Source organism: Pseudoalteromonas apostichopi (assembly GCF_030297135.1).
Lineage (GTDB): Bacteria > Pseudomonadota > Gammaproteobacteria > Enterobacterales > Alteromonadaceae > Pseudoalteromonas > Pseudoalteromonas apostichopi.
Genome location: NZ_AP028065.1, coordinates 1428501 through 1448948 on the forward strand (window position 1 = coordinate 1428501; position 20448 = coordinate 1448948).

Annotated in this window: 17 protein-coding genes; 8 read left to right on the forward strand and 9 right to left on the reverse strand. The window is 41.7% G+C overall.

Going from position 1 to position 20448, the window contains the following annotated elements; translation table 11 throughout:
• Positions 1–71 precede the first annotated feature (71 nt).
• Positions 72–470 carry an acyl-CoA thioesterase gene (locus QUE86_RS06360; RefSeq protein ID WP_130050344.1) on the reverse strand — a complete coding sequence of 133 codons (399 nt, stop codon included), beginning with the start codon at positions 468–470 and terminating at the stop codon, positions 72–74.
• A gap of 36 nt (positions 471–506) precedes the next feature.
• On the opposite strand from QUE86_RS06360, the gene QUE86_RS06365 reads away from it, so the two are divergent.
• On the forward strand, positions 507–1211 hold the full coding sequence (locus tag QUE86_RS06365) for a 2OG-Fe(II) oxygenase (protein ID WP_054563475.1): 705 nt from the start codon (positions 507–509) through the stop codon (positions 1209–1211).
• Between the two features lie 321 nt (positions 1212–1532).
• Here the strand turns inward: QUE86_RS06365 and envZ are convergent, their stop codons facing one another.
• Positions 1533–2828: a two-component system sensor histidine kinase EnvZ gene (envZ, locus tag QUE86_RS06370; protein WP_054562852.1), complete on the reverse strand. Its 1296-nt coding sequence runs from the start codon at positions 2826–2828 to the stop codon at positions 1533–1535.
• A gap of 5 nt (positions 2829–2833) precedes the next feature.
• Positions 2834–3553, reverse strand: coding sequence for an osmolarity response regulator transcription factor OmpR (gene ompR / locus QUE86_RS06375; RefSeq protein ID WP_130050343.1), 720 nt, complete (start codon positions 3551–3553; stop codon positions 2834–2836).
• Positions 3554–3710: 157 nt separating this feature from the next.
• On the opposite strand from ompR, the gene greB reads away from it, so the two are divergent.
• The 4 genes from greB (at position 3711) to QUE86_RS06395 (ending at position 7695) form a co-directional block, all read left to right on the forward strand.
• Complete coding sequence (gene greB / locus QUE86_RS06380) at positions 3711–4193, forward strand: transcription elongation factor GreB (RefSeq protein ID WP_130050342.1); 483 nt, start codon at positions 3711–3713, stop codon at positions 4191–4193.
• Positions 4194–4307: 114 nt separating this feature from the next.
• Positions 4308–4616 (forward strand): hypothetical protein, encoded by a 309-nt coding sequence (locus QUE86_RS06385; protein ID WP_286259986.1) that lies wholly within the window; start codon positions 4308–4310, stop codon positions 4614–4616.
• A 45-nt stretch (positions 4617–4661) separates the two neighbouring features.
• On the forward strand, positions 4662–5243 hold the full coding sequence (locus QUE86_RS06390; RefSeq protein ID WP_130050340.1) for a CBS domain-containing protein: 582 nt from the start codon (positions 4662–4664) through the stop codon (positions 5241–5243).
• A 136-nt stretch (positions 5244–5379) separates the two neighbouring features.
• Complete coding sequence (locus tag QUE86_RS06395) at positions 5380–7695, forward strand: Tex family protein (RefSeq protein WP_178926340.1); 2316 nt, start codon at positions 5380–5382, stop codon at positions 7693–7695.
• Positions 7696–7839: 144 nt separating this feature from the next.
• On the opposite strand, the gene QUE86_RS06400 is transcribed toward QUE86_RS06395, so the two are convergent.
• The 5 genes from QUE86_RS06400 to bioH form a co-directional block, all read right to left on the reverse strand.
• On the reverse strand, positions 7840–12870 hold the full coding sequence (locus QUE86_RS06400) for a S8 family serine peptidase (protein ID WP_286259991.1): 5031 nt from the start codon (positions 12868–12870) through the stop codon (positions 7840–7842).
• Between the two features lie 279 nt (positions 12871–13149).
• Positions 13150–13881: an outer membrane beta-barrel protein gene (locus QUE86_RS06405; RefSeq protein ID WP_054562858.1), complete on the reverse strand. Its 732-nt coding sequence runs from the start codon at positions 13879–13881 to the stop codon at positions 13150–13152.
• Between the two features lie 208 nt (positions 13882–14089).
• Positions 14090–14956 (reverse strand): putative metalloprotease CJM1_0395 family protein, encoded by an 867-nt coding sequence (locus QUE86_RS06410; RefSeq protein ID WP_055020524.1) that lies wholly within the window; start codon positions 14954–14956, stop codon positions 14090–14092.
• Between the two features lie 5 nt (positions 14957–14961).
• Positions 14962–15270: a hypothetical protein gene (locus QUE86_RS06415; protein WP_054554434.1), complete on the reverse strand. Its 309-nt coding sequence runs from the start codon at positions 15268–15270 to the stop codon at positions 14962–14964.
• A 101-nt stretch (positions 15271–15371) separates the two neighbouring features.
• Complete coding sequence (gene bioH / locus QUE86_RS06420; protein ID WP_286259997.1) at positions 15372–16109, reverse strand: pimeloyl-ACP methyl ester esterase BioH; 738 nt, start codon at positions 16107–16109, stop codon at positions 15372–15374.
• A 58-nt stretch (positions 16110–16167) separates the two neighbouring features.
• Here bioH and QUE86_RS06425 point away from each other — a divergent pair, with 58 nt between their 5' ends.
• Positions 16168–16878: a ComF family protein gene (locus QUE86_RS06425; protein ID WP_286260002.1), complete on the forward strand. Its 711-nt coding sequence runs from the start codon at positions 16168–16170 to the stop codon at positions 16876–16878.
• 12 nt (positions 16879–16890) lie between these two features.
• On the opposite strand, the gene QUE86_RS06430 is transcribed toward QUE86_RS06425, so the two are convergent.
• Positions 16891–19443, reverse strand: coding sequence for a M14 metallopeptidase family protein (locus QUE86_RS06430; RefSeq protein WP_286260004.1), 2553 nt, complete (start codon positions 19441–19443; stop codon positions 16891–16893).
• A 144-nt stretch (positions 19444–19587) separates the two neighbouring features.
• Here QUE86_RS06430 and nfuA point away from each other — a divergent pair, with 144 nt between their 5' ends.
• Both nfuA and QUE86_RS06440 read left to right on the forward strand, forming a co-directional pair.
• Positions 19588–20163 carry a Fe-S biogenesis protein NfuA gene (nfuA, locus tag QUE86_RS06435; protein ID WP_054554437.1) on the forward strand — a complete coding sequence of 192 codons (576 nt, stop codon included), beginning with the start codon at positions 19588–19590 and terminating at the stop codon, positions 20161–20163.
• A gap of 14 nt (positions 20164–20177) precedes the next feature.
• On the forward strand, positions 20178–20447 hold the full coding sequence (locus QUE86_RS06440) for a hypothetical protein (protein WP_167658426.1): 270 nt from the start codon (positions 20178–20180) through the stop codon (positions 20445–20447).
• The last annotated feature ends 1 nt before the right edge of the window (position 20448 follow it).

Consider the following 20448-nt stretch of genomic DNA (forward strand, 5'->3'; position numbering starts at 1 on the left):
CAAAATTACTCAGTCAAAATAATGAAGGCGCATTTTACCCCAAGCACTCATAAATGTCGGCAAAAAATGGTTTATTTCTCAGCGATTAAATGCGCTGTAAGGGCAGCTCTTTCTTGCTCATCAAGTTTTTTCGAGCATTTATTTGCAAAGTCATAACGAACTAATACCGTTTTACCAACTGCACAGCAATTATCTTGCTGCCAAGCTTCTTGGCGAAGTACAAATGAACTAGAACCGACATGCTCAACACTGGTTTTCACTGTAACATCGTGACCATAAAACAACTCACCCACAAAGCTTACTTCAACCTTGGCAATGATCAGTTTCCACTCATAAGGGTTTAAATCGGGCGTAAAAAACCTGAAAATAGGCGCTCGGGCGGCTTCAAACCATACAGGGAGTACGGTATTGTTGATGTGCCCTAGCACATCTGTTTCGCTAAAGCGTGGTGTGATAGTTTCAGTAAACATAGTAACCCTATAAAAAATATAAACTAAAGGTAGCTCATGACGGACTTTATTCGCGTATACGAAAACGCCCTCAGCAAAGAATTTTGCGACAACTTTATCACGGTATTTGAACAAAGCCCGCATTTAAAACAAGGCATTACCTCAGGTGGTGTCGATCTAGCGAAAAAAGACAGTCGCGATTTATACCTTAATAACCACCCTGAATACGCTGAGCAACTAAAGCATATTCAACAAACGACCGCGGGTTACGTCTTCAAATACCTTGAAGAGCATATTTTTATGATGATTGGTGCCTTTGGTTTAAAGGTTTACCATCCGCAAACGGGCAAACCTGTTGACCTAACACAAGACAATTTTGAAGAAGTCGGTAAACCACAGTTGCCACTATTAGTGCAGCAAATTTTCCGCATGGGTCCAATTCAAGCACAAAAATACGATATCAATAAAGGTGGCTACCCTTATTGGCATAGCGAGGTATACCCGCAAGCTGGCCATAACGAGGCCCTACATCGCGTGCTGTTATTTATGTTTTATTTAAATGATGTAGAGGAAGGTGGGGAAACTGAATTTTACTATCAACAACGAAAAATATCACCCAAACAGGGCTCTATGGTCGTAGCACCGGGCTACTTTACCCACACTCACCGTGGTAATAAGCCTATTTCAAATGATAAGTATATTTTAACGTCGTGGGTTTTATTCAACCGCGCAGAACAAATTTATGGACAACCACAATCCTGACGGTAAGCAATAATAATCTAAGCTAAAAGCTGTAAGTTTTAAGCTTTAAATTAAAAGAGCGCGGCATTTGATGCCGCGCTTTTTGTTTGCTTTGATAAATGAGAGCACAAGTAATGGCTATGTTCACTTGGAAATTTCTGTAACTACTAAATTTATGAAAATAAAATTTTAATTGCCGATTTCATGCATTTTGCACTTTATGAACCAGCTATTCTCATTCAAATGGCTTTAAACTGGCTAACTATCTTAATAGTTATCTTGTTACTTCCTTTAAATTTCACCATTGCTTCAGCACCTTTCAAGGCTTACAGCTTAATACTTTTAAAACGGCAAATAAATCTGGGCGCTGAGACCACCTTCTGGGCGGTTAAGTAGTTGTACTCGGCCGCCGTGCATATCGACAATACGTTTAATTATCGCAAGACCTAAGCCACTGCCTTCACTCCCACGAGCGGCATCACCTTGTTTAAACGGTTCAAATACGGTTTCAAGTTCGCTTTCAGGAATCCCCGGGCCGTGATCATTAACTACTACCATGGCAAACTTTTTATTACTGCTCACGCGGGTTTCGACCTCTATATCACCATCTGAATAGCGAATTGCATTTTCAATCATATTAGTAACAACACGCTTTATCGCCACCATACTTACTGGCACTTCGCTTAAGCTTGGATTCTCTTTAAAGGTAATAGTACGGTGATGTTTTTGTTCTGCTTCGACGACTTCAGAAACGATCGCATTTAAGTCTTCTAGCTCAAGTTCTTCGCGCTTGTGGTGACGTAAATATTCAATGAATTGGTCGATAATGGCGTTCATATCTTCAATATCATGAATGATCCCTTCTCGAAGGTAATCTTCATCATCCGACATCATTTCAGTCGCTAAACGAATCCGTGTAAGCGGCGTACGCAAATCATGAGAAACGCCTGCCATTAATAATCGACGGTCATTCTCAAGCGCAGCAATACCCCGTGACATTTGGTTAAATGCACGGGTTACTTCAATGACTTCAGTAGAGCCTTGCTCTTCTAATTTGGTAGAAAAGTCGCCCACTCCCACTTTAACAGCCGCTTGTTGCAACGCTTTTAAAGGTCTATTTAGATGGCGGGCAAACAACCAGCCACCGAGAACACTTAAAAAACCAATACTTGATAGATAAAAGGTTAAGAACTTTAGGTTGTTTTCTTGCAATCCAGTGAGCGGCACACGCACCCAGTAGCCTGGTGCTTGCGGTGCTTCAACCCAATAAACAAGAGGATCTGTTTGGCTAATACGCACCCGTGCAGAGCCGTTAAGCTCTTTCGACATGCTTCGCGATAGCATCGAGTATTCACGAGTTTCAGCCAAGCCTTCACTCATTGCTTGGCGCTGGGTCATGACTTCAATGCCGGTGATCTCAAAAAACTTGTCAGAGGCTTCCTTACTTACCTCAACCCCCTCTTCCCATTCAATAAACACGGTTTTCACCTGTTTAGATAGGATCAGGTTTACTTGTTCTATAGTTGGTTTAACAACATAAAAACTGACCGTGATATAAGAGACAATTTGATTGATTAACAGCAGGGCCGCAACCAAAAATACCGTTTGTCCAAACGCACTACGTGGAAACATGCCCATTACTGTTATTTTTCACCGTCTGGCACAAATACGTAGCCTAAGCCCCATACTGTTTGTATATAACGCGGATTAGCCGCATCGACTTCAATCATACGGCGTAATCGTGAAACCTGAACATCGATACTGCGCTCAAGCGCACTATAATCACGACCACGCGCTAAGTTCATCAGTTTATCGCGACTAAGTGGTTCACGAGGATGAGTTACCAACGCTTTTAATACTGCAAACTCACCACTGGTTAACGACATTGTTTTGTCACCATGGCTCATTTCGCGGGTCGCAAGGTTTAGCGTGAAGTCGCCAAAGCTAATTTCGTTTTCTTCAGCAGCAGGAGCCCCAGGCACTTCTTTAGCACGACGACGTAAAATTGCTTTAATGCGCGCTAACAGTTCACGCGGGTTGAATGGTTTAGGAATGTAATCATCAGCACCTAGCTCTAAACCGATTATGCGGTCAACTTCATCGCCTTTGGCTGTAAGCATTACAATTGGAATGTCATTTTCTTTTTGACGTAAACGACGGCAAATTGATAACCCATCTTCACCTGGTAACATTAAATCTAATACAATCAAGTGGAAATTTTCACGCTCCAGCAAGCGATCCATCTGCTCTGAATTTGCTGCTGTGCGAACAATAAAGCCTTGTTCTACAAGGTAACGCTCTAGCAAACTGCGTAAGCGCATATCGTCATCAACAACCAATACTTTTGTCGTTTCGTGTCCCATAACTTTCATTCTTTTTGTAATATGTTACTTATTAATATAAATGAAAAAGTTAAGAATAAAAATCGAATTACGCGCTTAGATTGTTACTGAACATTTCAAAATCTGACTCGACAAAGTTTATACTTTGCGGCTGGTTTTCTTTTTAGGCTAAATAAAAATGGCAAAGACAAATTTAATAACCCGAGAGGGGTATCAGCAATTACAACAAGAACATGATTACTTATGGCATGAAAAGCGCCCTGAAATTACTAAAATTGTTACTTGGGCAGCAAGCTTAGGCGACCGCTCTGAAAACGCAGATTATCAGTTTAATAAACGTGTTTTACGACAGATAGATCGCCGTGTACGCTATCTTCGTAAACGTATGCCAGATCTTAAAATCGTTGACTATAACCCGCAGCAAGCGGGTAAAGTGTTTTTTGGCGCTTGGGTCGAAATTGAGAATGAACAAGGCGATACAAAGCGTTTCCGCATTGTCGGTCCCGACGAAATTTACGAGCGCAAAGATTACATTTCTATTGATGCTCCTATGGCTCGAGCGCTACTTGGTAAACAGGTTGATGATGATTTTTCGGTGATGACGCCTGAAGGCGCAAAAGAATGGTATATCAACGAGATAACTTATCCTGATGCGAAATAATTTTTCCCAGAAAATTCAGAAAGCGTTAATTATTGATTGTTTAGTCTGAAAATGTGATCTATAACTAAAGGTACTCAAGATAAATCATTACTTGAGTTTTAGAAGGTAGTAAGTATGTCAAACGCAATACAACGCATCATGAGTAATGCCATTGTATTCGCACTATTAATAAGTGTGAGTTTGATATCTTACGCCAGTGATATAGAAAGCCACTCAGACAGTGTTACGCCAACCGCTCACTTTATTGCGTGCGATAGTGCAGAGCCTGCCAACTTAGATACCGACCTCGATAAACATACTTCTGCGTTCGTCGCTAATGTAGCCCAACCACTGCCAGATGCACGTATGGTTTCGTATGTTCACTCTTCTAATAAGGTGTCTGTTTATAGCGCGCACCAGCGAGGGCCGCCTGCTTTTAATTAACTTAAATTTTCAATTTCAGTTTTATTAAAATGTATGGTGACCAAAATGAATAATTTCAAAGAATTACGTCTTCAAGATATCTCTAATGGCGCATTATCTAATGCAGTGAATGAAGTTGAGCCAACACTAGATCTCACTTCTCCAGCTTTAAAAGTACTTAATAGCTTTACTAAAAAAGACCCTTTACGTGCACATTACGGCACCACAATTGTCGATGCGTTAAAGCAAACTAATAGCTGTTGCTCAGATTTTATTTTAGTTGTAGATAGCGAGGACAAACTACTTGGCCTTACATCTAGCGCTGACTTACAAAGCTCAAAAATTATGATTCTTGCACAGCGCTTGAACTTACACCGTGACGAAATCACCTTGCATGATGTGATGACTCCTCTTGGCAATTTAGCGGGGGTAAGCCTGCAAAGCATCAGCTATGCATGTATTGGTGATGCTCTACAAACAATGGAGCACCAAGGTATGATGTTCCTATTAGTAACCAGTGCTAAACAAGAAATTTGTGGTTTGATTTCAGCTCGTGAAATTGCTAAAAAACTACATATCCCAGTTAATATCAACCCAATTGCTAATAGCTTTAGCGAAGTATTACAACATGTGGATCACCCACACTAAGCATTAAAATCTGCGTTGTGTAAGACTATTTTTGCAGGCCTTAAAAGCAGTGCTTTTAAGGCCTTCTTATTGTGATATTATTCAGGCAATTAATCTTCAGTTTTACTGATTTTCTATTTTTAAAAAAGGTTTATGCATGAGCAATATCTCTGCACGCTTAGCGACCGAGCTAAATGCCCAGCAATCACAAGTTGTTGCTGCAATCAAACTACTTGATGAAGGTGCCACAGTCCCTTTTATCGCCCGTTATCGTAAAGAAGTAACTGGTGGCTTAGATGACACGCAATTACGTTTACTTGAGCAGCGTTTATCGTATTTACGTGAATTAGAAGAGCGCCGCAGCTTTATCCTTGCCACTATCGAAGAGCAAGGTAAGCTAACTGCCGAGCTAAGTGATGACATTAATAACGCTGACAGTAAAACTGAGCTCGAAGACTTATATCTGCCTTTCAAACCTAAACGCAGAACGAAAGGACAAATAGCTATTGAAGCAGGCATTGAACCGCTTGCCGATGCGCTATTTAATAACTCAAGCCTTGACCCAGAAGAACAAGCTAGTAGTTACATTAATGCTGAAGCAGGCTTTGCTGATACAAAAGCAGTGCTTGATGGCGCTAAATTTATTCTAATGGAGCGCTTTGCTGAAGACGCCAAATTACTTGCTAAATTTCGTAGTCATATTGCACAACACGGTCAAATTGAAAGTGCTGTAATCGCAGGCCATGAAAATGAAGGCGTGAAGTACCGCGACTACTTTGAGCATCAAGAACCGCTTAAGAAAGTACCATCACACCGTGCACTTGCTATGCTTCGTGCTCGTAATGAAGGCGTATTACAACTGAGTATCAACCCTGAGCCAAGCGCAGAAAATCCAGCGCAAGTATGCGCGCAAATGATTGCTGATCATTACCGCTTAGATGTTAGCAACTCTGCTGCAAGCAGTTGGCTAATGGGCGTAGTGCAATGGGCATGGAAAATTAAGTTAAGCCTACATCTAGAGAATGAATTTTTAGGTGCAATGCGCGAAAAAGCAGAAACCGGCGCAATTGACGTTTTTGCTAAGAACTTAAAAGACTTATTAATGGCCGCTCCTGCAGGCCCACGCACCACGTTAGGTCTCGATCCTGGTTTACGCACAGGTTGTAAAATTGCCGTTGTAGACAGCACTGGCAAGCTGTTAACAACACAAACGATTTTCCCGCACGCTCCACAAAATCATTGGGATAAATCGCTTCGTACTTTAGAACAATTATGTCGCCAGCATAAAGTTGAGCTAATTGCTATTGGTAATGGTACGGCTTCACGTGAATCTGACAAGTTAGTAGCAGAACTGATTAAAGCAAACAGTGAACTAAAACTAAATAAAGTAATGGTCAGTGAAGCAGGCGCATCTGTTTATTCAGCGTCTGAATTTGCAGCCAATGAGTTCCCTAACCTTGATGTTTCACTACGTGGTGCGGTGTCTATTGCGCGCCGCTTACAAGACCCACTTGCCGAGCTGGTAAAAATTGAGCCTAAATCAATCGGTGTAGGTCAGTATCAACACGATGTATCGCAAAGCCAACTAGGGCAAACGCTAACTTCAGTAGTCGAAGACTGTGTAAACTCTGTAGGTGTAGACTTAAACATGGCATCAGTGCCATTACTTACTCGCGTATCAGGCTTAAACAAAACGTTAGCACAAAATATTGTTAGCTACCGCGATGCGAATGGCTCATTTAGTAAACGTTCTGAACTGAAAAAAGTTGAACGCTTAGGTCCAAAAGCCTTTGAACAAGCTGCCGGTTTCTTACGTATCAGTACAGGTTCAGATCCTCTCGATAACTCGTCAGTTCACCCTGAAGCCTACCCTGTTGTTAAGCGTATTTGCGAGAAAAACAGCTTAGATGTAAACAGCCTAATTGGTAACTCTGACATCCTAAACAAGCTCGTTGCTAACGATTACACAGACGAAAAGTTTGGTTTACCTACCGTTACCGACATTATCAAAGAACTTGATAAACCGGGTCGTGACCCGCGCCCTGAGTTTAAAACAGCGGAATTTAAAGCCGGTGTTGAAACCATTAACGACCTTAAACCTGGTATGATTTTAGAGGGTGTGGTGTCTAACGTTGCTAACTTCGGTGCCTTCGTTGATGTGGGCGTACACCAAGACGGTTTAGTGCATATTTCTGCTATTACCAATAAGTTTATTTCCGACCCACGTGAAGTGGTTAAAGCTGGTGATATTGTAAAAGTAAAAGTAGTTGAAGTAGATGCTGCACGTAAACGTATTAGCTTTACTATGCGTTTAGACGATGATGTTGATACCAGCAATAAAGCCGCACCAGCGAGCAAACCTAAGCCTGCAGCTAAAGCGAAAAGCGCACCAAAGCAAAAACGCGAATTTGGTAATGTTGCGATGGGCAATGCGTTTGCAGATGCATTTGCCAATGCAAAAGTGAAAAAGTAATCCCCAAATAGATTAATCAAACTGGTATCAATCGATAATAAAAAACCGCGTGAGTTTAAACTTACGCGGTTTTTATTTTTATACCAACTCACTGAATTAAGTTCGTTGATATTAAAGGCTCTATAAACTGAGCCTTTATCACTATTACTTACGACGACGAAGTGCAAGTAATGGCAGTAGTAACACAATGAAGTGACCCATTGAGCCGCTTGAAGAGCTCTTTGTTTCCGCTTCAGTTTCTGGTGTTACTTGTGAAGCATATTCACAGCTACCATCATCTTCATTCGCTGTTGCATCATAGTTAGTCGCTGCTGCATCAGTACAACCAAGTTCTACACCATCAGATTCAACCATAAGTAAGAACTCTTTGCTTACTTTGTCAGCTGGATTTGCTTTGTCTTGTACTGTAACTGTTACAACAGTTTCACCATGGAAATGTGCATCTGGGATTAAGTTAAACGACATTCCGTCAACTTCAGCCGTTACATTCTCACCCGTTACCACAAGCTCATTTGGCGACTGATCTGCGTCAACAACCATCACATCAATACCATCGATACGGTCATTTTCGGCTACCGTCATATCAGCAATATCACTCATTTTCAGGTTACTTTGTACACCGATAGAATGCATTAATGAACCACCATCTTGGTTACCTAGTTGGTAATCAAGAGTGATATCTTGCATAGTACCTTTTGCATCAGGCATAACCGTTGCAGTAAAGTTAAACTCAACTTCACTTTGCTCTGGACCAACATAATCAAAACAGATCACTAAGTCATCTTGTAAGATCTTACCAAGGTCGTCATAACCAACCACATTGCTTAATGCACCGTCTTTAAAGCCAGCAGTTGTAGAATAAACACTGTCGCCACCTTCAATAAAGATGGTCCCTTCGTCAACACCTGCGCCTAGATTATCGTAGGCAAATATAGCTTCGAACATCCCTTCGTGGTCATCAATACCACTACGTAAAATCACTTCATAGTCGAACGTGTCACCGGTATTTTTATCAGTCACATTATCGAATTCCATGAATACGAGATCACCTAAGTCAGGACGCTCTTCTTTATATTGCGTAGCAATCGTTAAACCTGTTGGATCAGTTGGATGGCGAAGGTTTTCGATTTCAAATGAACCACGCCAGAAAGGTGCCAATGCTTCAACTAAGAAACCAGGACCACGATGCGCACTCATCATCCACCAGATAGGTGTGAATTGCATTGCACCTGTTGGATGTAAACGCACTTCGTTATTATTTACTTGATTGTAAACTTCAAACTTAGCGCCTTCTTTATAGAATAACCAATCGATTGGAACATCAAAATAAACGTTAGAGCCACCTTCGTACCAAGCAGCTTCCGGTTGAATGCGGAAATCACCCCATAAATCGATGTATCCCCCTGTTGAAAATTCATCAATCATTGGCGTTTTACACATCTCATTCGTGATATTGTTAGTTACCACATAATCACGTTGTACGTTGCGTGTTGCGTCTTGAGTACCTTGAATAGTTAACGTGTTACCTTCTACAACTAACGAAGCTTCAACTGCTTCATTGTTTGAAGTTAACGTTTCAGGCCAAACTTGCATACCATCAGGAATCGTTAATGACAGTGAATAGTCACGCGCTTTAGATTCATAGTTAGCTTTAAGTTTTACATTAACGTTAACTAGATCCATAGCGCGAGCTGTGTTTTGGTCGACATTTAAGGTAAGTGCTTCTGCATCACGCTTTAAATTAACCGATGTGAAACCAAGCGTGCCTTCAGCACCCTCGGCATTGCCTAATGCAAAGCCACCATAATAAACATCATTCGGCTGCGCATCTGGTAAATCCCAATTTACGGCAATTTCATAGTTACCATTACCACTGTGTTGCTGAGGCGCTGAAACACTGAACTCACCGGTATTTTGCTCTTTAACAATGGCGTAGTGCGTCACTGTTTGATAGCCTACATCACGTAAACCCGCAAGTGCAGCGGTCGCAAACCAGTATTTACCAGGCTTAGGATCGATAATATTACAGTAGTTATCTTCAACGCTGCTTGAAGAATAACAAATCATCTCTTCATTGAGTGCTTTGATTAATGCAGAAGAATCTTCCGCAATCTCTTCATCAGAAACCATGAATGAGCCGCTTTCATTAGCATCATAACCCACTATCAAGTGTGCTTTTTTAATCTGCCAACGTGGTTCAACAATATCTGCAAGATCTGTAGTTTGTTCAGTAGAAGCCACTTTAACCATTAAGCGCTTTGTACCTTCTGGTACTTCAAATGCTTGAATATCCCACGCTTTCTCAACACGATCTTTAGTTACATAAGGTGCAACACCCAAGAGGTTCGCAGTAACTTCTGTTGGTTTTACAAGGCCATAATAAGTCGGCGTAAATTCACTGTAGCTATCGGTATTAACAACGATTGATTCTGATGCACTTGCGCGTGCCATATCGATATCAACCATGGTTGGTAACTCATCAATGACGTTTTTCGCAACCAGAGTGAAGTGAGCGTCAGGTAAGTCGCCATCAATGTTCTTGAATAACACTTTACCGTTGAACCAAGCATCTTTATTTAAGATATTGTCCCAAGGTGCACCCTCTTCAACAGGATCAAGCTTAGACTCGATGATATTTGGCAACTTCATGGTGACCATCACATCTTGTGTTTCACCTGCTTTAAGTGTGAAATTACTTGGTGTTACGCTAACTTCTACACCAAAACTTTCTTCTTCGCCTTCAACAGCCCAGCCATAAGCCGTTGCATCCCAAGTACCATCTTTTGTTGCCTTAACGGTACGCATCCATGAACATTCTAATTCACAGTCTTGATTAACTAATGAAGGAAGGTTAAGCCATTCTACTAAACCACCATTACGAGGGTTCGCATTATGGTAGTTCTCGATAGTCTCATCCATAATAAGACCAGCATTGGCAGCTTGTGCTACATCAATCGCACCACCACCAGCCATAAAGTTATAGTATGGGTCAACTAGAGTAACACCATTAGAAATGCGTACTTTATTAGCCGTCATCATTAGTGCTGATTGAATTTCTGCAGGCGTCCAGTCAGGGTGCATTTGCATCAATAACGTCATTGCACCAGTAACATGTGGCGTAGCCATTGAAGTGCCACTCATGAATGTCCAATCTGATGCACTTGGGTAAGCTGTAAATGGTTGGTCATCAGCATTCGCTGCATAAATATCAACACCTGGAGCTGTCACGTCTGGAACTAGGTTATTGATGTAATAACTTGGCCCCATAGAACTAAAGACTGCAAGTTGATTACCCGCTTCCTCATCAAATGCATAGTTATTTTCTGGTTCGCCAATCGTTGCAATCGCAGCGCCATCAGGGTTGGCATTGACCCAATTACGAATTGTGAAACGGGCGCTAGATGGTAAGTGAATGCCCGGGATCACATAATTATCAGCAACAATGCTCTCAGCCGAGCTCGTGTTTAATAAGATGAAGCCTCCAGCTCCTCCAGCTGCAACATTCTTCGCTTTGTCTACACGAGCAATGTCACCACGTAAACAAACGACAATTTGATCAGCAGTAAATGTTCCTGTAGGGAAAGGTGCATTACAACTTGCTGCATTGTAATTATCATTTACGTTAGGGTCATCGTACTTTTCCGCAAGCACAACTTCACCTGTAATACCTCCAGAGAAGCTTTTACCAGTGTACTCGCCAGCATAAGGAGTGCGAGCACCTTGGAAGTTATTAATAGTTTTAACACCTAAATCCATCACGCGGTCATGAGTTGATGCACCCACAGTAGTTACCCAAGGTGATGTGTGGTCCGCTGAAATATAATAAGGACCTGAGTTACCCGCTGCCGCTGCCACTGAAATGCCCGCTTCACGTGCGCTTAAGAAAGCCATTTCCATTGGGTCTTCCCACGGGAAGCTTTCACTACCACCAATTGAGAAGTTAATTGCATCTACACCATCTTCAATCGCATCTTCAAATGCAGATAAAATAGCTGACTCAGGACAACCTGAGTAAGGATCGCCAGAACGGCCTGCATAACATACTTGGTATGAGATTATGTGTGCACGAGGAGCCACACCACTGGTACTTTCAAACGTAAATGGTAAGTTTTCACCATCACTTACTTTCTCACCTGTTGCAGCTTGAAGCGGTGTGTTTTCGATGTAATTACCCGCCGTAGTGCTTGCTGTGTGAGAGCCATGACCATTATAGTCTTCACCATTTTCAGGGCGGCGATCTGCACGTGCAAATTGATAATCAGCATTCATTGCTGTGACTTCTGGATACGAGCGAACACCAATTAGCTTGTCATTACATAGCTCAGGCTCTTCCTCACAGTCGCCAACAAAATTACCTGCACCTAATGGGTTTTTCTTACTATATTCTTCGTCGCTTGCAAATGCTGGATGGTCTGTATTGATACCTGTATCAATAATACCCACAACCATACCTTCACCTTTAACACCCACCGATGAAGCCGGTGTTGCACCCTGCCATAATTGATCAGCACCAATAAACTCAGGACCACGGTCTGTGCGTAATTCAAAAATACGGTTAGGAGTAATACGCTTTACGCCTGATTGTGTCGCAAGTAGCTCTGCATCAGCTTGTGTCATTTCGACCACTACCGCGTTATTTGCAAGAGTAAATTGCTTTTTAATCGCAATATTGGCACCTATTGCACGCGCCTTACTTAATACTGCTGTTTGACGTTGCTTTAAAAAACCTTGATACGCACGTACACTTTGCGACGCTGTATCAATACGCTCTCTAACCATTAAAGAGCGAGATTCAGTAATAGCTGTAGCGCTGAAACCTTGAATATCACCTTGATAACTTGCCACAGGCTCATCATGCATTTGCACAATGTATGTTTGAATTCCTGTCACCCCATCTTGAGGTTGAAAAACATGTTCCGGCTGCTGACTTTGATAGTGCTGGTTTAAGCGTTGAGCACTCCCTTTGAGTAAGCTTGGATGATCTTCGATTTTTTTTTCTTGTTGATAATTCGCGATATCTTCAGCTGTAAATGTTGGCTGATAAAAGCCTTTATCTGACACTTTGTTAAAGCCAGGCTCTGCCGCAGCATAACCTGTAGCGCCGACATACAAGGCTGTTAGTACGGCTACTGAGCTTTTCTTCAAGTGTGTGATTTTCTTATTGCAAGGTTGCATATGATTCCCACTGATTTAATTCTAAACAGCTCATAAGTTACTTGAGCTGACACACTAAATTATTTAGCAGGCAAACATATACAGAGAGGGGTCTGCATGGTCAAACCAAACTGTACACAGTTATGATACAAGGTTAACAACAAATAAACATGAGAGTGTTAATAACAAACGCATTGAAGGATGTTTATACAAAATGTAGCGTTTTGTACAAAATACGATTACAGAAACAAAGTGAGTAGTGAAAACAGCTAGGGAAAGGCATCCCTAGCAGCTAAAAAATTAGAAGTTATAACGAACCGAAAGTGCAAGGTCTGAGTAATCATTTGCATCACGATAGCTTGCGCTTATCAGCCAAGCTGGTGTAAAGGCATAGTTTGCCCCCACATGAAATACAGCATTATTTTCGCTCTCTTCGTCGTGCAAACGCTCGTAGCCAACGCCAGCGTTGATCTCAAATGAATCAGTTAATAGATGTCTGATTTGCGCGTTAGCAGACAAAATATCTGCGGTTTCTGAATTTGAGTGATTCTCTGAAAAGCTATTAAAAACTTGATCTTGGTATGAGACAACTTCTTTAAAATTAAGGTCAGTTTCTATCTTTAACTGGCCAATCTTTGCTGAAAAATCAACTTTAGTGCGATCGGATAGCGAATAAATATAACCTAAACCAATTTCGTATCGGGTCATGTCAACATCATAATCGAAAGTATAAGCTATGACAGTATCACCTAAATAATTATCATTGCTATCGTAAACACCTGAGCCATTGAATTCATTCGTTGCAGTCACATCATCATTTAAAATTGAATAATGACCTGTAACATACCAATTCTCAGCAAACTGCTTACTGAAATTAAAGCCATAACCTTTAGGAGATAGCTCATCGAAGTCATCAATTTCTGTCTTTTTATATCCGGCTTCAACAAAGTCATAGCTTAGAAGTGAGGTGTTTTCTGCCATGACAGCGGTAGAAGCAAGTGATAATGCGCAAGCAAGAAGAGTGTATTTCATTTGTTAAATCATCCTAATTATAAATCGTGGACAATCTACCAAAGCGAGCAAGGACCCGCAATGGAAACAATATTCGTTTTTGTAGTCTAAATGTAAGAAACTGTTAGAGTCATTAATAAATTAAGTGAGTAGTTATGTAGTATTTAAACTTCGTTAGCGACAAGTTTTAATCACAAAGTGATTAACTGATACTGTTAATTGATATTAGTTAAATAAAGGCAGAGAACTGGTTTTGGTTCGTGGGCGAGGTAGCCGCTTGATAAAAATTAGCAATACGTGCGGCACGCTCGTCTACTTCTACATCACGCTTGGCTGTTTTAGTTTCGCTGGTTTGAGTAGCGCTATCTTCGGCATACTCACTGTTTATTTTGAAGGTCGATTTGCCTGAGTCAGCATCGTCATCAACTGATTGACTGGCAAGCTCAGCTTGCGCTGCCATAAGCTTTTGTGTGGCATCGGCAGCAATTGAGCGATCAGCACTTGAAGGCTCTTGAGGTGCAAGCGCAGCTGCACGCACCGTTTGCATTTTTTCAATTGTAGCTTTTGGGTCGCCTTTGATTTCAGCAACGTCAATTTGCACCTCGCCGCCCACGGCATAGTTTGTACCATCAGGGCCGCGTTGATACTCATAACTTGGTGAGCCAGCATATTGCCCCCCTACGGTTGCATGCGCTTGTTCATGAATACGCACTTCGGTATCGCGGGCTTTTAGCTCTTTAATTTGCTCAGTGTCTTGTTGCTCTTGCTCTGCAACCTTTTGCTCTTTTTGCTGCTCTTGTTTAGCTTCTTGCTGTTCTTGCTCTGATTGTTCAGGCTCACCCTGCTCACCACCTTGCTGACGTTCTTCAATCACTTTGTCTTCAGCTAGACGACCTTTAGCATCATACGTACCAGCTTCAGAACCTGGCTGCTTGGTTTTGTCGCCATCATTCAGGGTTTTATTTTCTGCGTTACTCGGCTTGGTAGCAGCAGGAGGCGGGATCACTTCACGTAACTGATTATCACGGCGAGCACTTTCGGTGTGCACATTCGCTGTGTTGATATTAATCGAAGGAAACGGAGTGACGATATTCATAAGTACTAAACTTTAATATCTATTAATGTACCGAGCACTTCATCAGCAGTCTGAATCGTGTTGATATTGGCTTTTGCATTAAACTCTTCAACTTTTAAATTAACAAGCGACTCATCGATTGGGGCAGGTTGTGAAACTGGCGGAGTTACAGCTTCATTTGGAGTTGCCGCTTGTAATTGGCGTTGTTGAGCTAATTGGGCATCATCTTGCTGATCAATTGAGGCACGGCTAATCTCTGCGCTCGCCTTTTCGATACCTTGACTAGCACGGTTATAACCTTCTACCGCATTATTAAAAACAGAACTGATTGGCATAACACCCTCCAACAGTGAGATCTACTTGTTAAGTATCGCTCATAAAACGAGCAAAATAAAGCTAAATCCCGCTATTTTTCTGGCCTCTCAGCGAGTTTTGCTTAACACATTGATTTCAGTGCTGATATAAATGCTGCTTTATGAGAAATAAATGGCGCATGTGAGGCTTTATCTAAAACCTCATATTCAAACTGAGGCTGTAAAGCATGCATTTTTTCAATCGCACGATAAGGTACTAATGAATCTAAACGGCCGAAAATACCACGCACAGGTACGCTAAGGTTAGCGAATAGCTCACGCAAATCATCCTGCTGTAAAATGTCTAAGCCAGCACTTAAAGCCTGCTCTTGTGGCGCTGGATACTGGTTTAAAAGTGCTTTTAGCTGCTTAATATCGTCCCTAGCTGATTCACTGCCCATCGCTTGTATCGCCAAAAACCGTTCTATCGTTTTTTCTCTGTGGCTAACCAGCTGATCTTTAAAGGCGTTTAATACTTCAGGCTTGATACCCGGCCATTCGTCGGTTTGCGCAAAAAATGGCGTTGAAGAAACCAACACAACCTTTGCTACCTTGTCTGGCCAATGTGCAGCAATATACAAAGCAAAAAGACCACCTAAAGACCAGCCAACAAGAATAGACTTTTCATTTAGCTGTGTACTTAGTTGCTCAGCTGCAGCGTGCAAAGTGTAAGGTGTGGGAATAGACTGTGCGTTACCAAAGCCAGGTAAATCGAGACAACGGACTTCACCATCATGAAAAAACTCAAGCTCAGGTTTGATCACTTGCCAAACCCCTTGGTTCATTCCCCAGCCATGTAATAGCACCATCTCATTTTGCATAATTTGTATTTCCCAACCACACTTAGCGCTCATAATAGCGTTTAAAGGAATGAATGCAATGTCTCACTTACCTCATGCCTTAAAACTAGGGCTAGACGCACTATTCCCCAACTTTTGCATTAGCTGCCAAAATCACATACAGGCTGATCAAGCTTTGTGTCAGTATTGTTTAGATGACCTTAATTTATTTGACCTTACACGCCATCCAAATTTGTTACACCGACCAGATATATGTGATGCATTTCCTGATAGTAATTTTGATCATTTAATTGCCTGTGCTTGGTATCAAGCGCCTTTGAAACTTTGGCTCAAGCAATTGAAATTTAACGATCAGCAGTATTTTCGTGTGGCACTACAACAAGTAATAGAGAGGCAGCTGCAATTAGCTCGTCAGGTTAATATAAATTGGCCCGATCTTTTTATTGTGCTACCACTGCATAATCAGCGCTTTTTAGCACGCGGTTTTAATCAGGTAAGCCAAACTTGGCTGCCTGTTTTAAAAAAGCAGCAATGTACTGTTAGCTCAGCTCTTTACAAGCAAAAAGCAACCAAAGCGCAATCACAGTTAAGTAAAACGAAAAGAGTTAAAAATCTACAAAATGCGTTTGTTTGTCAGCAAGATTTAACAGGAAAAACCGTGGCAATTATTGATGATGTGATGACCTCTGGCGCAACCATAAATGCTGCGACAGAAGCCATAAAAAATGCAGGGGCTAAGCAAGTGTGGGCTATGCTCACTTGCTTAACTGGATTAGACAACCTGCGCTAAGATTAATTGTGATTATTTATCACCTGAGGCATGAAAGGCATTACCAAAGAATAATGCATTGCTCAGTAATCGGCTGGTACCATACCAATAACCACGGAACACTGGGTTATCGGTCATGCCTATCACACTCCCTTTACCATAAGAGTGCGCAATTAAGCCTGCCGCACCAGCTACTTGTTCTACGTTTACGTCATCAGTAAAGCCAGCTAAAAGCGGTTTATCTGTGTAAGTAAGCACGTTCACAAAAGGTGCGTCTGATTTCTCAAGTAGCCAAGTACTATTCTTAAACACAGGTAATGTATTGCGATTCAGCGAATACGTAAGTGGGTGAGATAAATCCACTGAAGTATTAAAAATAGCACCCGCAATACGCTGACGACCAGCTAAGTCATCTTTATCGGCATAGGTAAGCCCTGTTGTATCAAATGCACTGGCTACATCACGACGAGATAAGTAATTAGCCTTTAGTAGTTGCTGATCAGCTAAGAATTTAGCACCGCCTTTATGTCCCCAAATAACACCGCCTTTACGAACCCACGATTTAATAGCCACTTTAGTCGCATCATCAAGACGATTGAAATTTCCGTGCGCTAGAATAATATGACTGTAGTTTTCAAGGTCGATGCGATTTAAGCGCTCCATTTCGATAATGCTTGGCGCTGTGCCAACGAAACGATCTAAGTAATACCATACTTCACCAAGTTCATACTGGCTGGTTCCCTGACCTCCCACTAGTAATACTTTAGGCGCTTTCACAACCGCCATTGCACGAGAACCTAAATCAGCACCTTTAACCGTTAAGCCTGAGCTAATTGGTGTTATTTCAATGCCAAACTCATTCTGCGCTTGGTTTAAATAGCTAACCCAGTTGCTATCAGTTTGCAGACCTGCAGGAACAAGAATACTACCTGGCTCAAAAGCTATTTCACCTGAAGGCGTTTTTGCTGTAAGTGGGCTTAATGCCACCCGTGCTTTCACACCTTGTTCGAGTAAACTATTAAGCATTTTTGGCGCTAGGTAATCATCCCATTTGAATGCATAAGCATAGCTTTGTGGTAAAGCGGCAAAGCTTGATTTAACACTTTGCTGCCAAGGCATTTTGGCAACCTTTAAGCCCCAATTACTGCTTACCTTTGCAAATTCTAAATTAAAGGCATGAGCAAGTGTCCAGCCAGATACATCATAAAATGTATTATCGACAAAACGCTGTTGCTCACTAAAAATCGCTTTAATTAAACGAAATTGCGGCTGTGCTAAAGGCACATAATAGCTCTGCTCAGAAAAGCTTTGACCGTTCACTTTTAGCGGCTCTTCTAACATGTACGCATTGATTTGATGTTGTTTTAATAAATCAAGGAAGTACTTCATGCGACTTTGATCAGCGCCGCCTTTCACCACATACCCTTTAAAGTCTTCATCACCAGCAAGGTCAACAGCTTTGTTGTAAAATTTGGCTTGATAATCAAGTAAGTCTGTACGGTTATCAAGCGCGGCTTGGAACGTCGATAGGCTCGTTAATAACTGATTTTTAATCGTAAACGGGAAGCTTAATGGGCCGTTGATGGTTTCTTGTAAGTGACCACGTGAGCTCGCTTGTTCAAATAAAATACCTACACCGCCATTTACATCTGGGTAAGTTGAGCCTTTACCATAGTAAAAGTCATCAAAGCTTTCTTCAGTGAAATAAAGAGCATTATGCTCATCAAGTGTCTTTGCATGATAGTTTGCAATTGCTTTAGTTAGCGTGACATTTTCTTCAGGAGTGATTGGGTGCTTACGAGTTGGGATCCCAGGCTGGAAAAAGTATGTGCTGTTTGGGCCCATCTCATGGAAGTCAGTTAGGATATTGGGCTTCCATTGATGAAACTGCGCAATGCGTGCACGTGATTCAGGGTGCTGTAGTAACAACCAGTCACGATTTAAGTCAAATAAATAGTGGTTAGTACGGCTACTCGGCCAACTTTCAATGTGCTCGCGAGTTTGTGGATCTGATGATAACTGCATACCACGGTTACTATTCGCCCAATTTGCAAAACGTGCTAAACCATCTGGGTTCAATGATGGGTCTAGTAAAATAACCGTGTTGTTTAGTAAGGCATCTATTTCTGGGCCTTGTGCAGCGGCAAGGTAGTAAGCAACGAGTAGCGATGCATTACTACCTGATGACTCATTCCCATGAACACTGTAACCCATCCATACAACCGCAGGTTGTTTGCTTGAGTCACTCGTTCCACCATTTAAGCGAGCTAAGTGAGCCTTGCGGATTTGCTCTACCTGACCCAGCTTTTCTGGTGCTGTGATGGTTAGCATCACAAGCGGACGCTGTTCATGTGTGCGACCGATTACTTTGAAGTTCATTCGATTACTTTTTTCAGCAAGAATTTGCATATATTGCACAAGCTGATCGTGACGTACATGCCACTCACCCACTTCGTAACCTAGCACCTGCTCTGGGGTAGGAATAGTTGGGTCAAATTTCACATCTTCTTCAAAGTAATAAGAAAGAGGTTTTGCTAATGCGCTGACGCTCACTAGCATGGTTAATATTGTTATTATAAAACGCATAGATAGCACCCGTAATTATTTGATGTTTTAACGCTACCATTCGATAAAATAGATGCAACTTTTTACGCTCAACACTGGCGACAATACGATGAGCGGAGTATGATACTCAGTATCCGAGTAATTTAGTCAAGTATAGTCCGTTTTATGATCTCTATTTCTGAATCTGCACAATCTCATTTTGCTAAACTTTTAGCAGACCAAGCTGAACAAACGAACATTCGCGTGTTTGTAGTAAACCCAGGTACTTCGCAGGCTGAGTGTGGTGTTTCTTACTGCCCAGAAGACGCCGTTGAAGCGACTGATATTCGTCTACCATTCAATGGCTTTGATGCCGTTGTTGATGCAGAAAGCGCCCCTTTCTTAGAAGAAGCTGAAATCGATTTTGTAACTGACAAAATGGGAACTCAGTTAACACTTAAAGCGCCAAATGCAAAAGCACGTAAACTTAGCGATGATGCGTCACTGCAAGAGCGTGTTCAACACATGCTTGAAACTGAAGTTAATCCACAGCTCGCTAATCACGGCGGTCAAGTTAGCCTAGTAGAAATTACTGCTGACGGAATCGCAGTACTGCAATTTGGCGGTGGCTGTAACGGCTGTTCGATGATTGATGTCACACTTAAAGAAGGCATCGAAAAAGAAATGATCGCCAAGTTTGACGAAATCAATGGTGTAAGAGACATTACTGATCACCAATCTGGTGAACACTCTTACTACTAACTGGTATTTAAAGCATGCTTAAAAAATGGGTATTTCGCTTGGGTAGCGACCCCAAGTTAAGCTTAAAACGCTTTCTTCGCGGCCTAGCACTATTTGTGCTGGCCGTGATTTTTATTGCTATAGGTTATTATGGGCCCGCACTATTTCAATTAATTGGTCTGATCATTTTAGCTGTGGCGATATTCTTTGCAGCCTGGGGCTACTTAGGTATTTTTGCCAACCGCTTTGCACAAGTCTTAGAACGATCTTCACCGAAAGATCACGACCCGGATCTATGGAAGTGAT

Coding starts and splice junctions, on each gene's coding strand:
- QUE86_RS06360 (WP_130050344.1), bottom strand. CDS start 470: ATGTTTACTGAAACTATCACACCACGCTTTAGCGAAACAGATGTGCTA.
- QUE86_RS06365 (WP_054563475.1), top strand. CDS start 507: ATGACGGACTTTATTCGCGTATACGAAAACGCCCTCAGCAAAGAATTT.
- envZ (WP_054562852.1), bottom strand. CDS start 2,828: ATGGGCATGTTTCCACGTAGTGCGTTTGGACAAACGGTATTTTTGGTT.
- ompR (WP_130050343.1), bottom strand. CDS start 3,553: ATGGGACACGAAACGACAAAAGTATTGGTTGTTGATGACGATATGCGC.
- greB (WP_130050342.1), top strand. CDS start 3,711: ATGGCAAAGACAAATTTAATAACCCGAGAGGGGTATCAGCAATTACAA.
- QUE86_RS06385 (WP_286259986.1), top strand. CDS start 4,308: ATGTCAAACGCAATACAACGCATCATGAGTAATGCCATTGTATTCGCA.
- QUE86_RS06390 (WP_130050340.1), top strand. CDS start 4,662: ATGAATAATTTCAAAGAATTACGTCTTCAAGATATCTCTAATGGCGCA.
- QUE86_RS06395 (WP_178926340.1), top strand. CDS start 5,380: ATGAGCAATATCTCTGCACGCTTAGCGACCGAGCTAAATGCCCAGCAA.
- QUE86_RS06400 (WP_286259991.1), bottom strand. CDS start 12,870: ATGCAACCTTGCAATAAGAAAATCACACACTTGAAGAAAAGCTCAGTA.
- QUE86_RS06405 (WP_054562858.1), bottom strand. CDS start 13,881: ATGAAATACACTCTTCTTGCTTGCGCATTATCACTTGCTTCTACCGCT.
- QUE86_RS06410 (WP_055020524.1), bottom strand. CDS start 14,956: ATGAATATCGTCACTCCGTTTCCTTCGATTAATATCAACACAGCGAAT.
- QUE86_RS06415 (WP_054554434.1), bottom strand. CDS start 15,270: ATGCCAATCAGTTCTGTTTTTAATAATGCGGTAGAAGGTTATAACCGT.
- bioH (WP_286259997.1), bottom strand. CDS start 16,109: ATGCAAAATGAGATGGTGCTATTACATGGCTGGGGAATGAACCAAGGG.
- QUE86_RS06425 (WP_286260002.1), top strand. CDS start 16,168: ATGTCTCACTTACCTCATGCCTTAAAACTAGGGCTAGACGCACTATTC.
- QUE86_RS06430 (WP_286260004.1), bottom strand. CDS start 19,443: ATGCGTTTTATAATAACAATATTAACCATGCTAGTGAGCGTCAGCGCA.
- nfuA (WP_054554437.1), top strand. CDS start 19,588: ATGATCTCTATTTCTGAATCTGCACAATCTCATTTTGCTAAACTTTTA.
- QUE86_RS06440 (WP_167658426.1), top strand. CDS start 20,178: ATGCTTAAAAAATGGGTATTTCGCTTGGGTAGCGACCCCAAGTTAAGC.